This window comes from Bacillus sp. UNC437CL72CviS29 (assembly GCF_000482345.1).
Lineage (GTDB): Bacteria > Bacillota > Bacilli > Bacillales > Bacillaceae_G > Bacillus_A > Bacillus_A arachidis.
Genome location: NZ_AXVB01000035.1, coordinates 1 through 18,979, shown reverse-complemented (window position 1 = coordinate 18,979; position 18,979 = coordinate 1). Strand labels below are relative to the sequence as shown.

Annotated in this window: 18 protein-coding genes and 2 pseudogenes; 7 read left to right on the top strand and 13 right to left on the bottom strand. The window is 33.5% G+C overall.

The features are described from left to right. Nucleotides 1-10: 10 nt before the first annotated feature. The gene (locus M014_RS0120405) at nt 11-748 is read right to left on the bottom strand and encodes a class I SAM-dependent methyltransferase (protein WP_026593347.1); all 738 of its coding nucleotides are present in this window, start codon (nt 746-748) and stop codon (nt 11-13) included. A gap of 421 nt (nt 749-1,169) precedes the next feature. Then, nucleotides 1,170-1,751, bottom strand: coding sequence for an enoyl-CoA hydratase-related protein (locus M014_RS27340; RefSeq protein WP_269321451.1), 582 nt, complete (start codon nt 1,749-1,751; stop codon nt 1,170-1,172). A gap of 538 nt (nt 1,752-2,289) precedes the next feature. Here M014_RS27340 and M014_RS0120395 point away from each other — a divergent pair. After that, nucleotides 2,290-2,463: a hypothetical protein gene (locus tag M014_RS0120395; RefSeq protein WP_026593346.1), complete on the top strand. Its 174-nt coding sequence runs from the start codon at nt 2,290-2,292 to the stop codon at nt 2,461-2,463. Nucleotides 2,464-2,791: 328 nt separating this feature from the next. Here the strand turns inward: M014_RS0120395 and M014_RS0120390 are convergent, their stop codons facing one another. Then, complete coding sequence (locus M014_RS0120390) at nt 2,792-3,034, bottom strand: hypothetical protein (protein ID WP_026593345.1); 243 nt, start codon at nt 3,032-3,034, stop codon at nt 2,792-2,794. 52 nt (nt 3,035-3,086) lie between these two features. Here M014_RS0120390 and M014_RS0120385 point away from each other — a divergent pair, with 52 nt between their 5' ends. After that, the gene (locus M014_RS0120385) at nt 3,087-3,773 is read left to right on the top strand and encodes an IS6 family transposase (protein WP_026593344.1); all 687 of its coding nucleotides are present in this window, start codon (nt 3,087-3,089) and stop codon (nt 3,771-3,773) included. Between the two features lie 60 nt (nt 3,774-3,833). On the opposite strand, the pseudogene M014_RS0120380 reads toward M014_RS0120385, so the two are convergent. Continuing rightward, nucleotides 3,834-4,064, bottom strand: a pseudogene (locus M014_RS0120380) (IS4 family transposase); the annotation flags it as partial. Between the two features lie 201 nt (nt 4,065-4,265). Here M014_RS0120380 and M014_RS0120375 point away from each other — a divergent pair. Further along, nucleotides 4,266-5,441: a DUF4272 domain-containing protein gene (locus tag M014_RS0120375; protein ID WP_026593342.1), complete on the top strand. Its 1,176-nt coding sequence runs from the start codon at nt 4,266-4,268 to the stop codon at nt 5,439-5,441. 351 nt (nt 5,442-5,792) lie between these two features. Here the strand turns inward: M014_RS0120375 and M014_RS0120370 are convergent, their stop codons facing one another. Further along, entirely contained in the window at nt 5,793-7,535 is a 1,743-nt protein-coding gene (locus tag M014_RS0120370) for an MFS transporter (protein ID WP_026593341.1), read from the bottom strand. 28 nt (nt 7,536-7,563) lie between these two features. After that, entirely contained in the window at nt 7,564-8,097 is a 534-nt protein-coding gene (locus M014_RS0120365) for a PadR family transcriptional regulator (protein WP_026593340.1), read from the bottom strand. A gap of 209 nt (nt 8,098-8,306) precedes the next feature. Here M014_RS0120365 and M014_RS0120360 point away from each other — a divergent pair, with 209 nt between their 5' ends. Then, the gene (locus tag M014_RS0120360; RefSeq protein ID WP_026593339.1) at nt 8,307-9,737 is read left to right on the top strand and encodes an IS4 family transposase; all 1,431 of its coding nucleotides are present in this window, start codon (nt 8,307-8,309) and stop codon (nt 9,735-9,737) included. Nucleotides 9,738-10,023: 286 nt separating this feature from the next. Here the strand turns inward: M014_RS0120360 and M014_RS0120355 are convergent, their stop codons facing one another. The 5 genes from M014_RS0120355 to M014_RS0120335 form a co-directional block, all read right to left on the bottom strand. Further along, nucleotides 10,024-10,770 carry an ABC transporter permease gene (locus M014_RS0120355; RefSeq protein ID WP_026593338.1) on the bottom strand — a complete coding sequence of 249 codons (747 nt, stop codon included), beginning with the start codon at nt 10,768-10,770 and terminating at the stop codon, nt 10,024-10,026. A gap of 12 nt (nt 10,771-10,782) precedes the next feature. Next, entirely contained in the window at nt 10,783-11,523 is a 741-nt protein-coding gene (locus tag M014_RS0120350) for an ABC transporter permease (RefSeq protein ID WP_026593337.1), read from the bottom strand. Continuing rightward, the gene (locus M014_RS0120345; RefSeq protein ID WP_026593336.1) at nt 11,523-12,437 is read right to left on the bottom strand and encodes an ABC transporter ATP-binding protein; all 915 of its coding nucleotides are present in this window, start codon (nt 12,435-12,437) and stop codon (nt 11,523-11,525) included. Before M014_RS0120345 ends, M014_RS0120350 begins: the two co-directional genes overlap by 1 nt. 86 nt (nt 12,438-12,523) lie before the next feature. After that, nucleotides 12,524-13,918, bottom strand: a complete 1,395-nt coding sequence (locus tag M014_RS0120340) for a sensor histidine kinase (protein WP_026593335.1) — start codon at nt 13,916-13,918, stop codon at nt 12,524-12,526. After that, nucleotides 13,915-14,637, bottom strand: coding sequence for a response regulator transcription factor (locus M014_RS0120335; RefSeq protein WP_026593334.1), 723 nt, complete (start codon nt 14,635-14,637; stop codon nt 13,915-13,917). The genes M014_RS0120340 and M014_RS0120335 overlap by 4 nt, the downstream gene beginning before the upstream one ends. A 365-nt stretch (nt 14,638-15,002) precedes the next feature. Between M014_RS0120335 and M014_RS27335 the strand changes: the two are divergent. Continuing rightward, nucleotides 15,003-15,272: pseudogene (locus tag M014_RS27335) on the top strand (DDE-type integrase/transposase/recombinase); the annotation flags it as partial. A gap of 62 nt (nt 15,273-15,334) precedes the next feature. Here M014_RS27335 and M014_RS0120325 read toward each other — a convergent pair. Continuing rightward, on the bottom strand, nt 15,335-15,517 hold the full coding sequence (locus M014_RS0120325; RefSeq protein ID WP_026593333.1) for a hypothetical protein: 183 nt from the start codon (nt 15,515-15,517) through the stop codon (nt 15,335-15,337). Nucleotides 15,518-16,411: 894 nt separating this feature from the next. Here M014_RS0120325 and M014_RS0120310 point away from each other — a divergent pair. Both M014_RS0120310 and M014_RS0120305 read left to right on the top strand, forming a co-directional pair. Further along, a complete protein-coding gene (locus tag M014_RS0120310; RefSeq protein ID WP_026593332.1) occupies nt 16,412-17,338 on the top strand; it encodes a carbohydrate binding domain-containing protein in 927 nt (308 codons plus the stop codon). A gap of 547 nt (nt 17,339-17,885) precedes the next feature. Continuing rightward, on the top strand, nt 17,886-18,380 hold the full coding sequence (locus tag M014_RS0120305; protein ID WP_026593331.1) for an NUDIX hydrolase: 495 nt from the start codon (nt 17,886-17,888) through the stop codon (nt 18,378-18,380). Between the two features lie 92 nt (nt 18,381-18,472). Here the strand turns inward: M014_RS0120305 and M014_RS0120300 are convergent. Continuing rightward, nucleotides 18,473-18,979: IS3 family transposase (locus M014_RS0120300; protein WP_026593175.1), on the bottom strand; the 507-nt coding region annotated here is incomplete at its 5' end.

Below are 18,979 nucleotides of genomic sequence, written 5' to 3'. Positions count from 1 at the left end.
GGGTTCAATCTCAATATTTTCTTGATTTAATGATAATAGAAGATGGTCTCCGTTTTTCATTTATTAATTCTGGCATTTTTTCTAATCCTGTTGGAGTTGACTCTGGCTCAATAATTTTCTCAATTACAAGACCGTTGTCTATAAGAGTATTAATTAATGTTGAAATTGTTCTGTGATATTTAACAACACCATCTATCCACCAATGTTCCTCCCTTTTTCCTTCTTCTTGGTAATTATCTAATGCCCAATGCAATCTGTTTTCATTATTATCCTTGAACCAATTATTCATTTCCTTTCGAGCTGTTACTATTGGATGTTCTGTTGAAAAGATAAATTCACCATCATTTTTTAACAGACCTCTTATTTTCTTAATTAGATGTGAGTAATCTTCTATGTAATGTATAACTAAAGAGCTTGTTATTAAGTCGAATTTTTGATTTGGCAAATTAAGTTCTTCTATTGGTACACACATATAATCTATTTTTTCGCTTTTGTTATACATTTCAGCTTGTTCAATCATATTTCTTGAGATGTCCACTCCTATAACTTTCGAGGCACCATTTTCTACACAGTACATAGAAAAATGACCAGTTCCACATCCCAAATCTAATACAGACTTATCTGTAAGATTAGCAATTATAGATTTAATTGCTGGCTGTTCAACAAAATCATTAAAGGTAAATCCAGTTTCACGAAATGACTTATACTTTTTAAAGAAAAACGGATTATCATAAATGTTTTGTTTCATTATATACCTCCTATAATACAATCTATATTTTTTATATTCTAGGGGCATCCAAAAATTCCTATATTAACCAAAATACACTTCAACTAACCTGCCATTTAATTGAATAAGGAACAGTGTATATCCTATACATGTTAGGTTGACATAACGTCTCATTATCGGGATTCAATGTATTTAGGAGACTATTAACAGTTCTTTAAGTTGTTTAACTGGGGGACTTTTGTGTTTGCATAATTATCGTTAGCGGAAGTTAATTTAACTGTTTTTATTCTCTTTATCACTAATCACTATTCTAAGTGTTGAATTAGAATAAAGTTTAATAAAAACAAGTTGCTAAATCTTTATAAATCAAGGGTGTATCCCAAAATATTGTGCCGTTTTTATCAAAATCTATTTTAAATCCACACATGATTGATTCGATTAACTATCTCCCTTTAAATAATGGTTGGGTCTTTTCTAAAAATGATTTAGTTCCTTCTCTGAAGTCCTTGGTGGACGCTATCAAACCAAAATAATCTGCACCAAGAAGTGCGGACTCTTCTAAGGTTAGATTACTTCCCCGATGAATTGCCTCCCAAGTCATTTTTACTGCGATAGGAGCCTGAGACAGAATTTCTAGGATAAGAGTTTCTACTTCTGATAGTAATTTATCAGGTTCAACAATCCTATTAACCAGTCCTATTCTATAAGCTTCGTCTGCGCTTATCGCGTTTCCAGTGAGCAACAGTTCTGCAGCACGCCCCTTACCTATAAGTCTGGGCAGTCTTGTAGTTCCTCCAAAACCCGCAACAGCTCCAATACGGACTTCAGGATGTCCTAATCTAGCATGATTAGCACAAACACGGAGTGCACAGGATTCAGCTAACTCCAGTCCACCTCCTAGTGCTAAGCCGTTGATGGCGGCAACAACTACTTTCCCCAATGACTCGATTTTATTAGTAACCGTAACAGCTAACTGAGCTAAATCTCGTACTTCTAGCGGATTAGCTTTATTGAGAAGCTGAATGTCAGCACATGGGTATTCACGCTTATGAGCATTATATAGAAAATTTAAAAGGTCTAGAAATAAAAAAGGAATTTCAAAGAATACAATAAGATCACAAACAACATGCTTTAAAAGTAGCAGAAAAAATACAAAATCTTGGAGGAGTACCAGTTAATAATGAAGGAAGCGTTGGCTCTATTCAAGGTTTAATAAGTCAATTTACAGTACCAGATACAACAGAAGTAATTGTAAATAGCGCGTAAAAGAGCGAAGGTTATTATGGGATTAAAATATCAGAAGAAATTGTACAAGGTGATTTGGATTCAGAAAATCATAAGTTAATACATGATATTCTAGCTAAAGATATGGAACATGTAAATGTATTAAAACAACTTACGCATTAACAATTTTAGTTACGCTGTATCATAATTAAGTAGAGGTATTTAAAATAGCTCCACATATTTTCCACAAAGCAGGAAAATACTAATACTTGATTTAATACTTTAATTATAAAGTATTAGATCATAATTACTAACTACGATACTAGGAGGGCGTTACTATGAATATTCGTGAAGGATTAATTCCAACTACACTAGGTACAGCAGTTACAGCTGCGGGTTATGCTCTTAAGCAAACTTGTGGGTCTAATAAGATGATTGCAAATACAATATTTGGATTTGGTTTAGCTCACGTTGTTTTAGGTGTAATTGATCTCGTGGAACATCGTCGTTAGAAGATAGGGCAAGCACCTTTTGATGCTTGCCTTTTTAATATCGAAAGTATTTATTAACTTTTAACTTTGTTTATTTTATTAAAGCAATCCAAAAACTAGTGTCATGGAAGGGGCAAAGTGTAGGAGAGACTGATTATTTCAGTTATTCTCTTAAGCTTTTTTATTTTTTGCAAAAATAAAACTTTTGGGTTATTAACTCGAACACAAACTAGATTAAAGTATTTATTACGGCTATTGAATGAAGGAAATAATTAAAAGTTTACTGAAATGAATTGTTATCAATTAAAAAGAGAGTATTGTAGAAAAAATAATTAAGAAGCAATCATAATTATTTACTTAATCCGTTCCAATAAAAGTCAACAATTTGTTTTGCTAAATCTTCTATATCAGGGATAAGGGGCTTTTGATCAACATCTTTGTAGTCTCCAACGTATAGCAAAACAACAAAGGCGTGAGCACTTAAAAGCGTGTGCCTTTTAGGAATCTCTCCTTCTTGTATCGCTTTATCTATGGTTTGTGCCAATACTTCATACATTTTATCTTCTGCATCTTGCATTTGGTTCTGTTGCAAAGTTTTCTACATGAAGCTACACTCTAGAAAACAGGATCTAGGAGAATCAGACATGAGATATTTTAAAGGAAAACAATTCAAAAAAGAGATTATTTTAGTAGCTGTCGGCTATTACTGCCGTTTTTCTTTAAGTTATCGCGATGTCTCTGAAATCCCAAAAGAACGTGGTATTTCAGTTCACCCAACAACCATCATGCGATGGGTTCATGAATATGGCAATCACATCTATCAAATTTGGAAAGTGAAAAATAAATCTGCACGATTATCTTGGCATTTGGATGAGACTTATATCAAAATTAAGGGCAAGTGGTGTTATCTCTATCGTGCAATTGATAAAGATGGCCATACATTGGATATTCAACTTCGTAAAAAACGGGATCATCAGGCTGCTTATGCCTTCATGAAAAGATTAGTAAAACATTTTGGAGAACCAACGGTTCTCATTACAGACAAAGCGCCGGCATTACTTTGTGCATTTAACAAATTAAGAAAACAAGGATTTTATCAAAAGACAATCCATTGTACAATCAAACATTTAAACAATCTTATTGAACAGGATCATAGGCATGTAAAGAGACGTTTTGCCAAATCCGCAGGATTTCAAAATCTTCGTCATGCTTCACGTACGATAAAAGGTATTGAAACCATTCATGCCCTATATAAACAAAGGCGAAGTCTTCAAAGAGACTCCGCCTTTTCAACGTACAATGAACTTCAACAATTACTAGCTACTTCCTAAACATTGTTCCTTATTTACCAACCTGTTTATGCTTTTTTTTTAACTTTGCAACAGAAGCCTCATAGGAATGCCTGTGTTAGCTTCTAATCGACTACATAATTGTGTTAATGAAGTATGAGCTATGTTTTGACTTAACCAAATACATAGAGCCACTAAATCTTGTGCGCGGTATTCACTTTTTCTTTGAACAAATCCAACTTTTTTAGCTAATTGCTCTAAAGCATCAGGTGACATATATCTTTGTAACTCTTTAGAAATCAATTCCAGTTCCTCAGAAATCGATAAATTCATATCAAATCCGCCATCCTTTCCTATGATTCTACAGAAAGAATAGCGTATTTTTTCATTTTAGGGGATATTTTGTTTTATTAGCTTGATAGCGATGTGACGTGCCCCCTATTAGTCATGTATAATATGTTAAACAGCTTATGTTCTTTTGTTTTTCTAAATTTAATAGCTAAATTGAATATAAGCATTGGAGGAGGGGGAAAATTGAGATTTTTCACGATATTTGCATCAAGGAACGATACAAATGATATAGAAGGTTTCATTACTCAAGTTTTCCAAAATGGATTCAAGGTTGTACGCAATAAAAATGAATATACTATTCAATCGAAGAGACTATTTGGCAAAAATAAAATTATTATTCGGGTGGATTCTGAAGAATCATCTCCTGTTTATTTTTCCAATAATATTCCTGGAATGATGCATATGTACGATCAAATTGCATTTCAAGAAGAACGCCTTAAGACGATGGTTTTGGCACAGATTTCTGTAATTAATACCATAATTGCTATAGAGACGGAGAAGGATTATAGTGATGACTACGTAGAGCTGTTCCTCAAGTTACTCAATCAGGTAAACGGTATTGGTTTTATCCCTGATCGTACTCTCATCGGGAAGGATGGACAAGTAATCGTATTTCCAGATGGATCCTCTGGTCCTTCAGAATTTACTCCTCATGCATGTACGAAGATAATAATGGGCCAGGAAAGTACTTCTACCGATGGGGAAAAAAGAAGACAGAAATCGATAAGCAACCTGCAAGATAAAGGGATTCCATATATCGAAGGATTGCCTCAATTGCCGCCTTTGACAAGTATTCAGTTGAGAAATCGAGAAGAGATTACAAAGAGAGCAGTAGCTTTGCTGATTGTTATACAATATGCTTGTGATGTTGTCCAAGAAGGAGATTTGAAAACTTCCAAAGAGTTCGTCATGGAGCTGCTGAAAAAATTCGGTGTGGTTGAATCATTAACGAAGCAGGAAAGAGATTTCCTAAATTCAGAGCAACCTGACCAGAAAGAAGCCATACAGATTGCATGGCAGTATGAAGCTCAATGGGTTTTACTTTGGTCAATAGGTCTCGTGAATACACTGAAATTTCCAAAAGAGGTCTGTGACTGTCATTACGCAATTAAACTCGTTTCTAATTGTGGTTCTTTTAATGAATTTTATCAACAAACAAGATTACGAAGTGCAGAAGAGATTTTGGACGAGGCCGACCTCATTTATCGGCTTCATTGGGCTTGTGTACATGATAGAATTAATGGGAGAGGAGCGACTGCTGGTATGCAGGAAAGTATTGTTGTTGAAAGACGAAGGGGCTTGTTCTGGCTAATCAGTTATAGAAATGAAGATTGGGACTGCATCTCCATGGATACATAATCTATATTCTTTGTTCTGTAGAGCTTTTTTATTTCAGATAACGATAATTATGTAAAAGAGATGTCCATATGGGCGGCTTATTGTATTTTCTGCTTAATATGAGTTTTTTTCTAAAATGCTGGCGGTACCCCATCGCTATCAAGCTAAGATTTTAAAGTACCCCCTAAATGGAAATTTTGTGCTTTTTGTAGGACCGAAGTTCATTTTTATCGTTTTGGGGAAGAATGTGTTTCTTAACTTGATAGCGATGTGATGCTAGCCCTAATAAAACTTAATCAGTGAAGGCTGAAAAATCCTTTACTGATTATTAGCTACTACCTAACTCCTTTGCTACATTCTAAGATGAAAATATCACGATACATTTAGCTTTTTTCTCTTATCAACTCCTAATTTCCTTTCACGAAACACAAAACCGACTAAACTACAGATCAAAATAACTGGTATACTCGTTTTGTATAAATCTGTAAAACTCAATGCCATCTCTTTTTCAGCGTAATGACTCATATCATCTGAGAAGGCCCCCATTTCTCTCTTTGTGTCCCCTATTTTTTCATCAACCGCTTTCGTTACTTGATTTGTAATTTCTGCCCGTTTCATTTCTCTGTATTCTACTGGAACTTCATTTAAAGCATTATTTACTTTTTCTTGAACTAAATTTTCCTTTTGTTCCTGACTTAGGCCAATATTATCTGTTCCTTGTTTCTTTTCTATATGTGATTCTAAGTTTTTATTTTGTATTTTTTCCTTTGTTACTGTTAATATTTGATCTTGCGCCGCTTTATCAACATGAAGATCATGCACTTTTTCTTCTGCATAGTAATACACTTTTTCTTTATTTGTAGATAAATTATGAGTCAAACCTGATACAAAAATAGCTACAGCTAATACGATTCCTACTTGTCTAAGCATGGACACGACACTCTGAGAGGCAGTTAATAATTCTCCCTCAAATGAGGATGCGGCTAATATCGTAATGGGCCCAACCACTAAACCATAACCAACACCTAAAATCATACACGGAATGATAATTTCTATATTAGTTGAATCAACACCTATCTTCTGTAAACTATAATAAGCAAGACTCATAACGATAAATCCTATTAATATAACGAGAACCTTGCCAAGTTTCTTCATAATTAGCGAAGCAAATGGTGAAACTAAAAATATCATAGCTGAAATAGGTGTTACTAAAAAAGCGGCTTCGATTTCTGTTCGGTGTTGCATTTTTGTGAGGAATGTCGGAAGTAAAACCGTTACACCAATTAAAAATAAATTACTTAATATAACTACGATTGAAGCTCCAACAAAAGTTCGATCTTTAAATAACTGTAAATTTACCATCGGTGATGTAACTTTTCTTTCAACTAAGATAAATAGAATAAAAGAAATAGCACCAATGATATAGCAAATCCATGAAACGTTACTCATCCATCCCCAAGTATTCCCTTTCACTAAAACAAGTGTGGAAAAGAAAATGGCAACACTAGAAAGCACCAATCCAGCCCAATCAATTTTAGCTCCCACTCGTTCTTCATTTTTTATTGTTAGCATAATGAAACATAGAATGATACCAATGATACAGATGGGAACATTCACAAAGAATACCCATCTCCATCCTAAATTTTGTGTAATAAATCCTCCTAGTACAGGTCCTATAGCTGCTGATAAGCCTTGTGTCACGCCTAAAATACCAAGCGCAATATGCCTCTTTACCAATGGAACTGCCGATACTCCAATTACCATACTTGTCGGAAATAAAATAGCGGCTCCAATGCTTTGAATAAAACGAGAAAAAATAAGAAAATCGCCCGTATTTGCAAAAGCACATAACGTGGAACCAAATCCAAAAATGATTAAACCCATAATATATAATTTTGCCTTTCCAAATATATCAGCAATTCTCCCTAGTGGAATCGCTAATACTGCAATAGACATTGTATATACATTCAAGATCCAAGACATTTTCTCCAATGATGTATTCACATCAGCCTGTATTGCGGGCAAAGCAATATTCATAATTGTCGTATCAATCATACACAGGAAAATACCTAAACACATTAAGAAAACAATTTTGACTCCCTTTGCTTGTTCCACAATAATCCCCCTTTTCTCACATGTAACTTTACTTTTCGTTTTTTTCTCGTACTGCAAGCTGAGCTAATTTATTTTTTAATGTTTCAACTTGCGCAGTATAAGAAGCAATCCCAAGATCTAATGAAATCTCTTCCGCAAATGTAATTCCTTCTTTCCACTTTTCATATTTCAAACGGAGATCTGCAATATACGCTTCTTTTCTCTCTATTTCTTCTTCAATCCATCTTTTCATTGTCTTGATATCGGCATACTCCCCAAAATACATGCGCATTAAAAAGTCAGAACGCAATACATCTTTCTCTACATCTGTCTTCATATATTGATAAAATTCTTCTCTTCCTTCATCTGTTATGAAATACATTTTTTTATTTGGCTTCCCCTCTTGCATCACAACCTCTTTTTTGATTTTTTCTTCTTTTTCCAACTGCCTTAAAGTCGGATAAATCATTCCAAAACTTCCATCGAAAAAATGAGTGAATACTTCTTCAAAAACAATTTTTATATCATAGCCAGATAATTCTTTTTCCATAAGTAAACCTAAAACAACATCTCTTCCTTTCAAAATAAACACCTCACATCATTAGTATAATCAACAATCATATTAACAATGTTAATATGATTGTTGATTATACATTATATTTCTTCGTTTGTAAAATGTAACCAGTAAGAGGTAGCATCACATGCCCATCAAGTAAAGTTAAAATCATACCCTCAAAATAAAAAAACGCTATGCTTATCGTAAGAAGTTTATGAAAAAGGATGGTGTTTTTAATGAATCCTATTATTTCAAATGAACTGAATTTTTTCGCACAAGAGCTACAATACTTTTTATCTCCAGTAGTCCTACAAGATATCGCCAAACAAGTTGGCTTTGTACAGCGATCTAGTAAGTATCAAGCAAACGAACTCATTGCCCTTTGCGTATGGCTAAATCAAGAAATCGCTAGCACATCACTTACGCAATTGTGCAGTCAGTTAGAAGCTTCAACTGGGGTACTGATGAGCTCAGAAGGATTGAATCAACGCTTTAATCCAGCAGCTGTCGCATTTCTTCGAGAAGTCTTTACTTCTCTTCTCAAACAAAAACTCTGTTCAAATCACTCGCTTTCTGCACATATAATCTCTACTTTCAATCGTATCCGTATTTTAGATGCAACAGTGTTTCAACTGCCTGATCATTTCGCCACTAACTATCAAGGGTCAGGTGGGAGTAGTAATACGGCAGGCGTGAAAATTCAATTGGAATATGATTTACTTAATGGTCAATTTCTTAACGTGCAGCTTGGGCCAGGAAAGAATAATGATAAAACATACGGTACCATCTGCCTTGAAACCGTAGAGGCGGGCAATTTGTGTTTACGTGATCTTGGTTACTTCGATTTAGGAGACTTACAAACTATTCATGATAAAAAGGCTTACTATATCTCGCGGTTAAAGCTGAATACACGCATTTATATCAAGAACCCTGAGCCAGAATACTTCAACAACGGCACGTTAAAAAAGCAAACAGAATACATACAGCTTGATATGACACAAATGATGTCGAGCCTAATCCCTGGTGAAACGATAGAAATCTCCGAGGCATACATTGGGCAAAATCAGAAGCTTCCAGCACGTGTCATTATCCATCGTTTAACAGATGATCAAACGCAAACACGCCTGAAAAACCAAGCGATACGTGAAAAGAAGAAAGGCATTGTTATGAAGGATAAAAGTAAACGTTTAATGGGTATGAATGTATATATCACGAACACGTCGCTAGAAGAAGTACCAACGAGCTACGTGCACTCATTGTATTCACTTCGTTGGCAGATTGAAATTTTGTTTAAAACGTGGAAGTCATTTTTTGAAATTGATGAATGTAAAAATATTAAAAGAGAACGCCTAGAGTGTCATTTATATGGACAACTCATCGGCATTCTCCTCTGTTCTTCTACGATGTTTCAAATGCGACAGTTTCTGCTTGAAAAGACAAAGCAAGAGCTGAGTGAATACAAAGCAATTTATATGATTAAAGATTACTTTCCGTTACTGTTTCAAGCGATAGCCGTTGGCCCAGAAGAACTTTTAAAAATTCTGCATCGTCTTTATCTGCTGCTCAAAAAGAACGGTCGTAAATGTCATCGGTATAAGAAGATGACCGTCTTTGATATTCTAGGAATTGTGTATAAAACGACGGTGAAACATAGACAAACTGCCTAGCGAAAAAATCACGTTTTAATAGGCTTCTTTAGCATGCCTACTTTTCTATCAATTGCTAGTTTTGAAACAAGGATCGTTTCATATCTAGTAATTTACTTGGTTAGCTTGATGGGCATGGGGTACCGCCAGCATTTCGGAAAAAAATCACGCTAAGCAAGCCACGATAAAAAGAGCCAATTTTACCCTATCAAGAGTAAAGTTAGCTCTTTTATTAATACATGTATTTCACCTAGAAATTTTATCTGTTTTGTCCCCTAATATTTCAATAATTTCGCTGTACTTCTATTCATATAATATCTTTTATTGTAAATCTTCGAACTCCAACAAAGGTAAATATAATAACAAATAAGCAACTTAAGACATAAAAACTACTAAACTGAAAGAAAGTCTGCAAGCCTTCTAGATGAATAGGGTCCATTGCTAATCCTGGTTGCGCAAATGGCCATATATACCCGATATTTAAGTAATGAAATATCATTCCTATACATGTAAAACCAAAACTCATTCCAACTGGAACAGCAAAACTTTTTATAGAAGATGAAAGAAATAATTGTAGTGCAGCAACTGAAAATGTACCAATCCATCCATTGAATGACCAATTTAATAATGAAACCCAAGGAATAGGGCTTGTAATACCTAGTAGCTTACCAATTAAGATATAAGCAATTAAAAAAAATACTTGTGTCAATAAAGTTAACATAAAGATTACTAATAACTTTGCCATGTACACATATCGAAATGGAATTGGTAAAGAGATGATTTTCTTCCAATTTCCCTCGCTATGTTCAAAGCGGCATACAAACGCACAATAAATACTTACTACAACAGGAAATAAAAATAATCCATAAATTAATCCAACTTGTGTCCAAGCTTTCTCCCACTCATTTGTTGAAACTGTCATTAAGACATCGTAGTTTACTTGAAAATTTATGAGTCCAAGCGCAATACAAATAAGCGGAATGAATGTCATTACAATCCATATTTTTGAACGTTTTAATTTTAATAATTCGCATCGAAATGAGCTTAATAACATATCTGCATCCTCCTAATGAATATCTTTTTGCGAAAAATGAGCAGTGCTAAGAATGATAAATAATAAACTAACACCTAAACTTAACAAAAGATTCATCATGACTTCTTGGTTTGGGAAAAACACTATTTTTCCATTGGAAAATGCCCAAGAAATTGGATTTGTCAGAGATGAATAGGTCCAAATTATCCATGTTTTCCAAGGTAACATCTGTCCGAAATACCCAAGAAATGAGCCAATTACACCTGCCGTTAAAGCAAATACTTGATTTTTCACTACCAAAGATATCCAGAGCTGCAAAATAACCATTGGAATACATCCTATAATGGTAAAACAACCATATTTCAGTAATAATATCACCGGAATTCTACTTTCAAAATTGAAAATTTTTCCTATAAATATAATTACAGAAATAGAAATTATACCTGCGTATACAAGAAAAAAGAGACTAAAGATAATTTTGGTTATATATACTAGATGCCTAGATGTGGGAATTGCACACAATAGCTTCCAGGTGTTCCCCTTATTTTCAAAATCAATAATTCGAGATGTAATTGTCGCAATCATTATAGGTAAAAATAATGCATTTATCATACTTACTCTTGAAAGAAGCGACTCCCAATTTAGAAATTCCTTTTTTTCTTGTGACACAATAGCAAATAACCAAAGTAACGCTAAAGACTGTATTAAAAATACTACTAAAAATAATTTCTTTCTTTTTAATTTCAATAATTCACTTCTTAAGGCAGCAATCATTATAAAACACCGCCTTTTTCTGTTAAGTTTAGAAATATTTCTTCCAACGTATGCTTCTCTTCTTCAATGCGATACACTGATAAATTCTGCTGTACTAATAAATGATTTATGTGAGAAATAAGGTGATCTTCTTGTTGATGCGTAACTAGACAATTACCTTCAATTCTAAGATGAATATGATGCTGTTCTAAAATTTGATGAGCCTTTACTACATCATTTACGCGTATTTTCATTGATGCCTGGCTTTTTTTGCGTAACACTTCAATTTTATCTTGAAAAATAAGCTGTCCACTATTAATAATACCCACTTGCGTTGCAATTTGATCCATCTCATTTAACAAATGACTAGAAATAACAACTGTCATATCATATTGCTTTGGCAGTAGTTTGATGAGTTCACGAATTTCTTGAATCCCGGCAGGGTCTAATCCGTTTGTGGGTTCATCTAAAATTAACAATTTTGGATTTCCAAGTAGTGCCATTGCTATGCCAAGGCGTTGCTTCATTCCAAGTGAGTATTGTTTAACTAGTTTATCTTTTTGTTTCTCTAATCGAACAATACGCAATACCTCATCAATATTCTTTTTTGGTACTTGTAGCATTTGTCGAATTACTTCTAGGTTTTCATGACCTGTTAAATGTCCATAATAAGATGGCGATTCAACAAGAGAGCCAACCTCTCTTAAAATATCTATTCGATTTGTTTTTAAATCTCGATTGAATACCTTAATATTACCTGTCGTCGGTTTTATTAATCCCAGTAACATTCTAATTGTCGTCGTTTTCCCAGCCCCATTTGGGCCTAGGAATCCATAAATTTCACCTTTACCAACTTGCATTTGTAATTGATTCACACTATTTACAGCTCCATATGTCTTTGTCAAATCTTCTGTTTCAACGATATATGTTCCCATTATTGGCACCTCTTTTTCTTGATTAAGCTATCATTTATTATGAAAGTTCTTGCTTAATCTTGAATTGAGCTGACCTTAAGTTTAGCTTAATTTTCTAACGGAAGCTGAAATGTAATTTTAGTACCGTTTCCTTTGGTGCTTTCTACTGTAATTTCTCCACCGTGAGCTACGATGATTTCCTTTACAATTGCCATTCCTAAACCTGAACCACTTTTTGGATCTGTATTTGTACCACGGAAGTATCGATCAAAAATATGTGGTAAATCATTTTTATTTATTCCGTCACCATTGTCCTCAATCGTAACTATGGTGTATCCGGATGTTTGTTTTATACGAACTTGTATTAATGTTTTAACATCAGTATGAATGAGCGCATTATTCAATAAGTTTACTGTGGCACGTTGAATTAATCCCTGATCTGCTTTTATAATTAGTTCTTCCTGAGGGCATTCAAATTCAATTAATCGATTCTCATAATGAGGCATATTCATAAATTCAATAATTATTTCTCGGGTAAGATTCACAATATCTACTGTAGTTTTATGGATAGGTAACAACGCATTCTTCAATTGATATGTAAGTTTTAAATCGTCAATCAATTTTTCAATATAAATTGATTTACCTTGAATTACTTCTGCATATTGGTACATTTCTTGTGCAGTAATTTTATACTCCCGATTCCCTATAACTTCACTATAGCCTTTAATAGAAGAGAGCGGTGTCTTTAAATCATGAGAGATGTTTATAATCCATTCTGCTCGCATCGTATCTAGTCTTTTTCTTTGAACGTTAATATCCTTTAGTTGATGTGATAACTGATTCAGATTTGTATACACCTCTGCATAGATTCCCTTTTCTTCCGGTACTTGTTTATATTGTCCTTGTTTTAATTTATTAATATGTTCAATTATCCTGACAACAGGTTTTGACATATACCTTGCTACAATGTAAGCAAATAATAAAATACAAACTACTGTTACTCCTATTAACATTAAAAGCCCATATGGATAGAAGCTAGATAAATTATTGAAGTTCAAATAGACAGATTTTCGCAATGCTTGGTTTGACGGGAAAGCGACAATGTAGCTTTCTACTTGTGTACTTTTATCTAACTTACCTACAAATGTTGTATAATTCCCAATATCGTACTTATAGCGTAAAATCAACTCACTCGGAGTATAGTGAGTTGGTGTATTTTTAGGCTTATACATTTGAAATACTTCATCACTATTATGATTTAATACTTGTAACCATGCTCCATGTTCTTGCAAAAATTTTTTTCCTTTATTTGTTATAGAAATGTTTTCATTTTCTACTGTGATTTCTTTTTGAAAAGCTAATACTGAGCCTTCCGGATCGTCCATTCCCTCAGAGTTATAAGTAAATACTAAATAACTAAAAGCAAAAAATTGCACGATTAGGATAAACATAATTAATCCAATTAATGATGCAATATATAGTCTCGTGACTTTCCACTTCATCTTACATCACCTTTTGTATTAAGTTTATATCCGAGTCCCCTTACTGTTACAAGATAATGGGGTTTGGAAGGATCATCCTCTATTTTTTCTCTTAAATGCCTCATATGCACCATCATAATATTATCATTACCGAGATATGTTTCTCCCCAGACAGCTTCATATAAGCGGGCCTTACTAAAAATTTGATTTGGATTTTTTATTAAAAATAGCAATATATTAAATTCTTTTGCTGTTAAAGTTAGTAATGTATCACCCCTTAACACTGTCCCTTGTGCCTCATCTATCGTAATGTCTCCAAACTGATACATAATCCGAGCCTTTTCTTGATATTGATTACGTCGAAAAAATGCTTTCATCTTATATGCTACTTCTTTCGGACTAAAAGGTTTTGTAATGTAATCATCACCACCTATACTTAATCCAAGTATTTTATCTAAATCTTCATTTTTCGCCGATAAGAAAAATATTGGAACGAATGTAAACTGTCGAATTTGCTGACAAACACTATATCCATCTAAATCTGGAAGCATAATATCTAATATGATAAGATCTGGCTGGATTTGCTTACACATGCGTATTCCTTCTTCTCCTGTTGTATACGTATAAATATGTTGAAACCCCTCTTTCTTTAAAACTGCTTCCAATAAATTTAAAATCTCTTTTTCATCATCTACTATAAGAATTTTTTTTGTATAAACATCTGGAATATTATGTATCATCTATTGCACCTCAATATCTTTCTAAATACTTTAAAATCAAATAGTGAACCGTATTACCTTAATTATTAATGTATCATTTTCATTCTACAGTAGAATAGTAATTTGAAAGTTTCCCCACTTATTTTAGAGGAGAATTACCATTTTTTCGATATGGGTTCGTTTATTTTTTAACTTTAAGTACATGTTTGGTTTTCCTTCCGTGAAAATTTAAAATTAAACATACGTCACCTAATACAACACAATTTATTAAGAAGTGAGCATTTATGTATGCAACACAATTTATAGGAGAGGAGGCAAATACATGGATGTTACAAAACAGTTTTCTTCTTATCTTAAACAGGAGAAGAAAAGTGAGAACACTATTCATTGAAGAGTTGAAGAATGAAAAAAAGATGCCTGTAGGCATCCAAATAAGGCGAGTGAAATATCTCAATAACATCGTGGAACAAGATCATCAATTTATTAAAAAGCGAGTGCGTTCGATGTTAGGATTCAAATCATTTCGTACAGCCACTTACATACTGAGTGGCATAGAAGCGATGCATATGATAAAAAAGAAGCAACTTCATCAAGGGGTAAAGTCTGTCCAAAATCAAAAAGATTTCATTGATAAATTGTTTGGTATCGCATCATAATCTGTAATTTAGTAGGAAATTCAGTTCCTACTTTTTTTATAATTTATTTTTGCACCAGAGCCTTATAATTTATAAGGATTATTTTTTGTTAAATTTTTTAATTCGTTTTCAAAGGAAAGCTTAAGGCTTTTCTTTTTCTTTTCAATGGATGTGATCTTATGAAAAGTTAACAAAGATAACATAGAGAATAATTTATAATATATCTCTGTAGATCCGTTCTTATTGTTTGAAATAATTTGCTCCATAGTATAGAATCTCCTTTTTTAACACAGTCCTATTTCTAATTTCAATACTTGGTTATTATTTTACCAATTTTTATTAAAATCTTCTACTTTACTAATTATTAATTCTTGATAACCTATATTCTAATTCTATATTTACCTTTAACAGTGTAATTTTTTCATTTGGGGGATACTTCAAAATGTTAAGTTGATGGGAATGTCGTGTGACCCCTATTTCAATAATTAATAGAGAAAAAAAGACAAAGGTAAATCCCCTGTCTTTTTCTATTACAGCATATTGAATTACTTTTTGTTTTTAAAGTAGTAAGAACAAAATGCCCATGCTAACACTCCAACATAGATACATACACCTGCTTTAAAAAACAACCATAACAAAGACCACATAACAAAACCTCCTTTTATATCCGACATATCCCTTATATACATGTTTGATAGAGGCTTGTATGTTAGTGACTCTTCTTAAGATCTTTTTATAAAATTTCAAGTTTACACCCAATTCATTCAAGTTCTTTATCCATTAAACTCTGTCTGAACTTAATTTTTGGCTGTTTGTATGGAAGCATAAATTGGCCGTGAGTTAATTATTTACCCATAAGCTTGCCGTGTGTTTTATTCATGTAGCTTTGGAATAATGTTTGTTCAAATTGATACGAATAACCTTAATAAACGAGCAAGTGGAACTGACGCTTCCATTAGTTAATAGGTCACTTTGCTCTCTTGATATGCTTTCTTTATCCGTTCAATTTGAGCGAGGTGTCCTTGTATATGTTGAAGATGTTTCAATTGAAAATAACTTATAAATCATTTATTAATAAAGTTGTTCTTTGGCAGGTTTATCCAAATATATATAGAAAAATGAAAGAGTAAATTTTAATCTGACCAAAGGAGATGAAGAAATTGTTTAAAAAAGTCGGTATAGGAGCATTTTCTACAGCAATTGTATTAAGTGCTAGTATAGGTTTTTCAGGTATTGTATCAGCAGATAGTCCATCTGCAAATGAACAAGTTAGGAATGGAGACTTTGAGGATAGGCTAAATAACTGGATTTTATCTAATCCAAATTCTTCTACCGAGAATATCGGCACTTCTGAAACAGGCAATCATTATCTGAAATTAATACATGCAGACACAGCCTATCAGCTTGTTACTGTAAAGCCGAATACAGAATATACATTAACATTTGATGTAGCGGGAAGTATAGGTTCTCCAGCAGAAGTAACAATAGGTAATCTGAATGCCACTCAAGAAATAGTTCCTCTAACAAAGAAGCAGTATACAGGATTTAAGCCGGAACATCGTGAGATGAAGTTTAAAACAGAGGAGGATGTGTCAAACTTTGCTGTCAAACTTGCTTCTACAGCAAATGGGAGGGCTAAGTTTGATAATGTACAATTAAAGGAAAAGGAGAAATCTTATATTTTTAATATTGATTTTGACCACAATTCAAGTTTAGAACCTCTTAAACCATATGGCGATATAAATTCCAATATTGAGGAGCATGCAGGAGTAAATAATTCTAAAGGACTTCATTTAAATGGAGGATATGGTTTTCTTATGGGGGACGTAACTTTGAAGCCAAATACTACATACATACTGTCCGCATCTGGAAAAGTAACGCATCCTTTTAAAAGATTACTGGTAGGAGCACAGTCTCCTGGGGGAAAAGACACACCTTATTTGGAGTTTAATTCCTCACAGTATGAACAAAAATCGGTTGAATTTACTACTCTAAATACTAATAATCCATATACATTCTTCTTACAAATTACTGGAAGTGAAATCGGTGATGCCTATCTTGATGATATCGTACTAGTTGAAAAGTAGCCATAATAAAAAATATATTTCTATCATTGACACATGAAAACAATTCCAGAAATGAGCCGCCATATGCCTATCGACTTGAGACCTTGAAATGTATCCAAAACGAAGTTTGTTCTTTCTACATTTATTTATGGGGTCCTGCCGCATGCCCATCAACCTAAGATTTTGAAGTATCCCCAAAACAAAAATTTAATCCTTTCATAGTTGTCCATAGAAATTTAGTTCATTTTTTCGTTTTGGAGTAATTGCTTTTCTTAGCTTGATGGGCATGGGGTACCGCCAGCATTCGGGGAAAGATTTTATGCAGTTTTTCGGCTAATCCAGTAAAAAACGAGAACCCTAAAACCCACGCCAGGATAGAAATGTATAAGATCATGAATAGAATCATAGAAAAGAAAAAGTCGGATTCCTTGTGAGAGTCGGAATCCGACTTGTCCTCGCTACCGATAATAGGACGTTATGTTAACCATACATGTATAGTATATACAGTCAAAAAGATACAATACATCGCTTCTTCTTAAATGGTATAATTAGGAAAAGGGGGTGTTATATGACAACAGCTTATGTAAATTGGGGAGAAGCAAAAGTAAAATTAACCTGGAAACAAGATAATCAACTACCGCCACAAGACCTAATAACAAGTGTTCATGGACTTTGCTTTTATAATAGCAAGGTATTATTAGTCGATTTAAATCATAGAGGATGGGATTTTCCTGGTGGTCACATTGAATTAAATGAAACTCCTGAGGGGTGCTTTAAACGCGAAGCAATGGAAGAGGGCTATGTTGAAGGTAAATGTAATCTTCTTGGATACATAATAGTTGATCACAACGACAATCCAAAATGGGATGAAAAAAGTAAATATCCTAAAGTTGGTTATCAAGTGCTCTACCGAATGGATATTAAAAAATTACACAATTTTGAAGGTGAGCACGAATCAACCCATAGGAAATTAATTAATCCAAATGAAATCACAGTTCATCATCGTGAATGGAATAGCGTATATCAATCTATTTTAGACTATGCTCTTTATACAGAAGTCTAAATTGAAAAATTTGATTAAAAAATTATCTTGAACGAAAAAGTGCAATACTTGAATGGATTTGAGTCAATATTTTGGACACAAAAAAGTTAAATCTAAGCTACTTTTTTAGCTAGATCTTCTATTGCTTGAGGAGTTTTATAACCAATGCTACTATGAATCCTCTTGCGGTTATACCATCCCTCGATGTATTGAAATAATGCTAAGCTTGCTTGTTTAAATGTGACATATTTTGTACGATATACTTCTTCTTTCTTTAAAGTGGCATGAAACGATTCTATGCAAGCATTATCATATGGACACCCTTTTTTGCTAAAAGAGGGGGTGATTTTATAGTTCGCGAGTATCGTTTGGAATTCTTGACTTGTATATTGTGTTCCTAAGTCAGTATGTAGAATGAGACCTTCTGGTGGTTTCTGTGCATAGTAAGCGTTTTCTAACGCTTTTACCACAAGATTCGTTGTCATATTTCGTGAAAATGAATATCCAACAATTTTTTTAGAATACAAATCCATGACAGATGCAAGGTAACACCAACCATCTTTTTGCGTGTGAATATAGGTAATATCCGTTACCCATTTTTCATTGATTGTCGTTGTAGA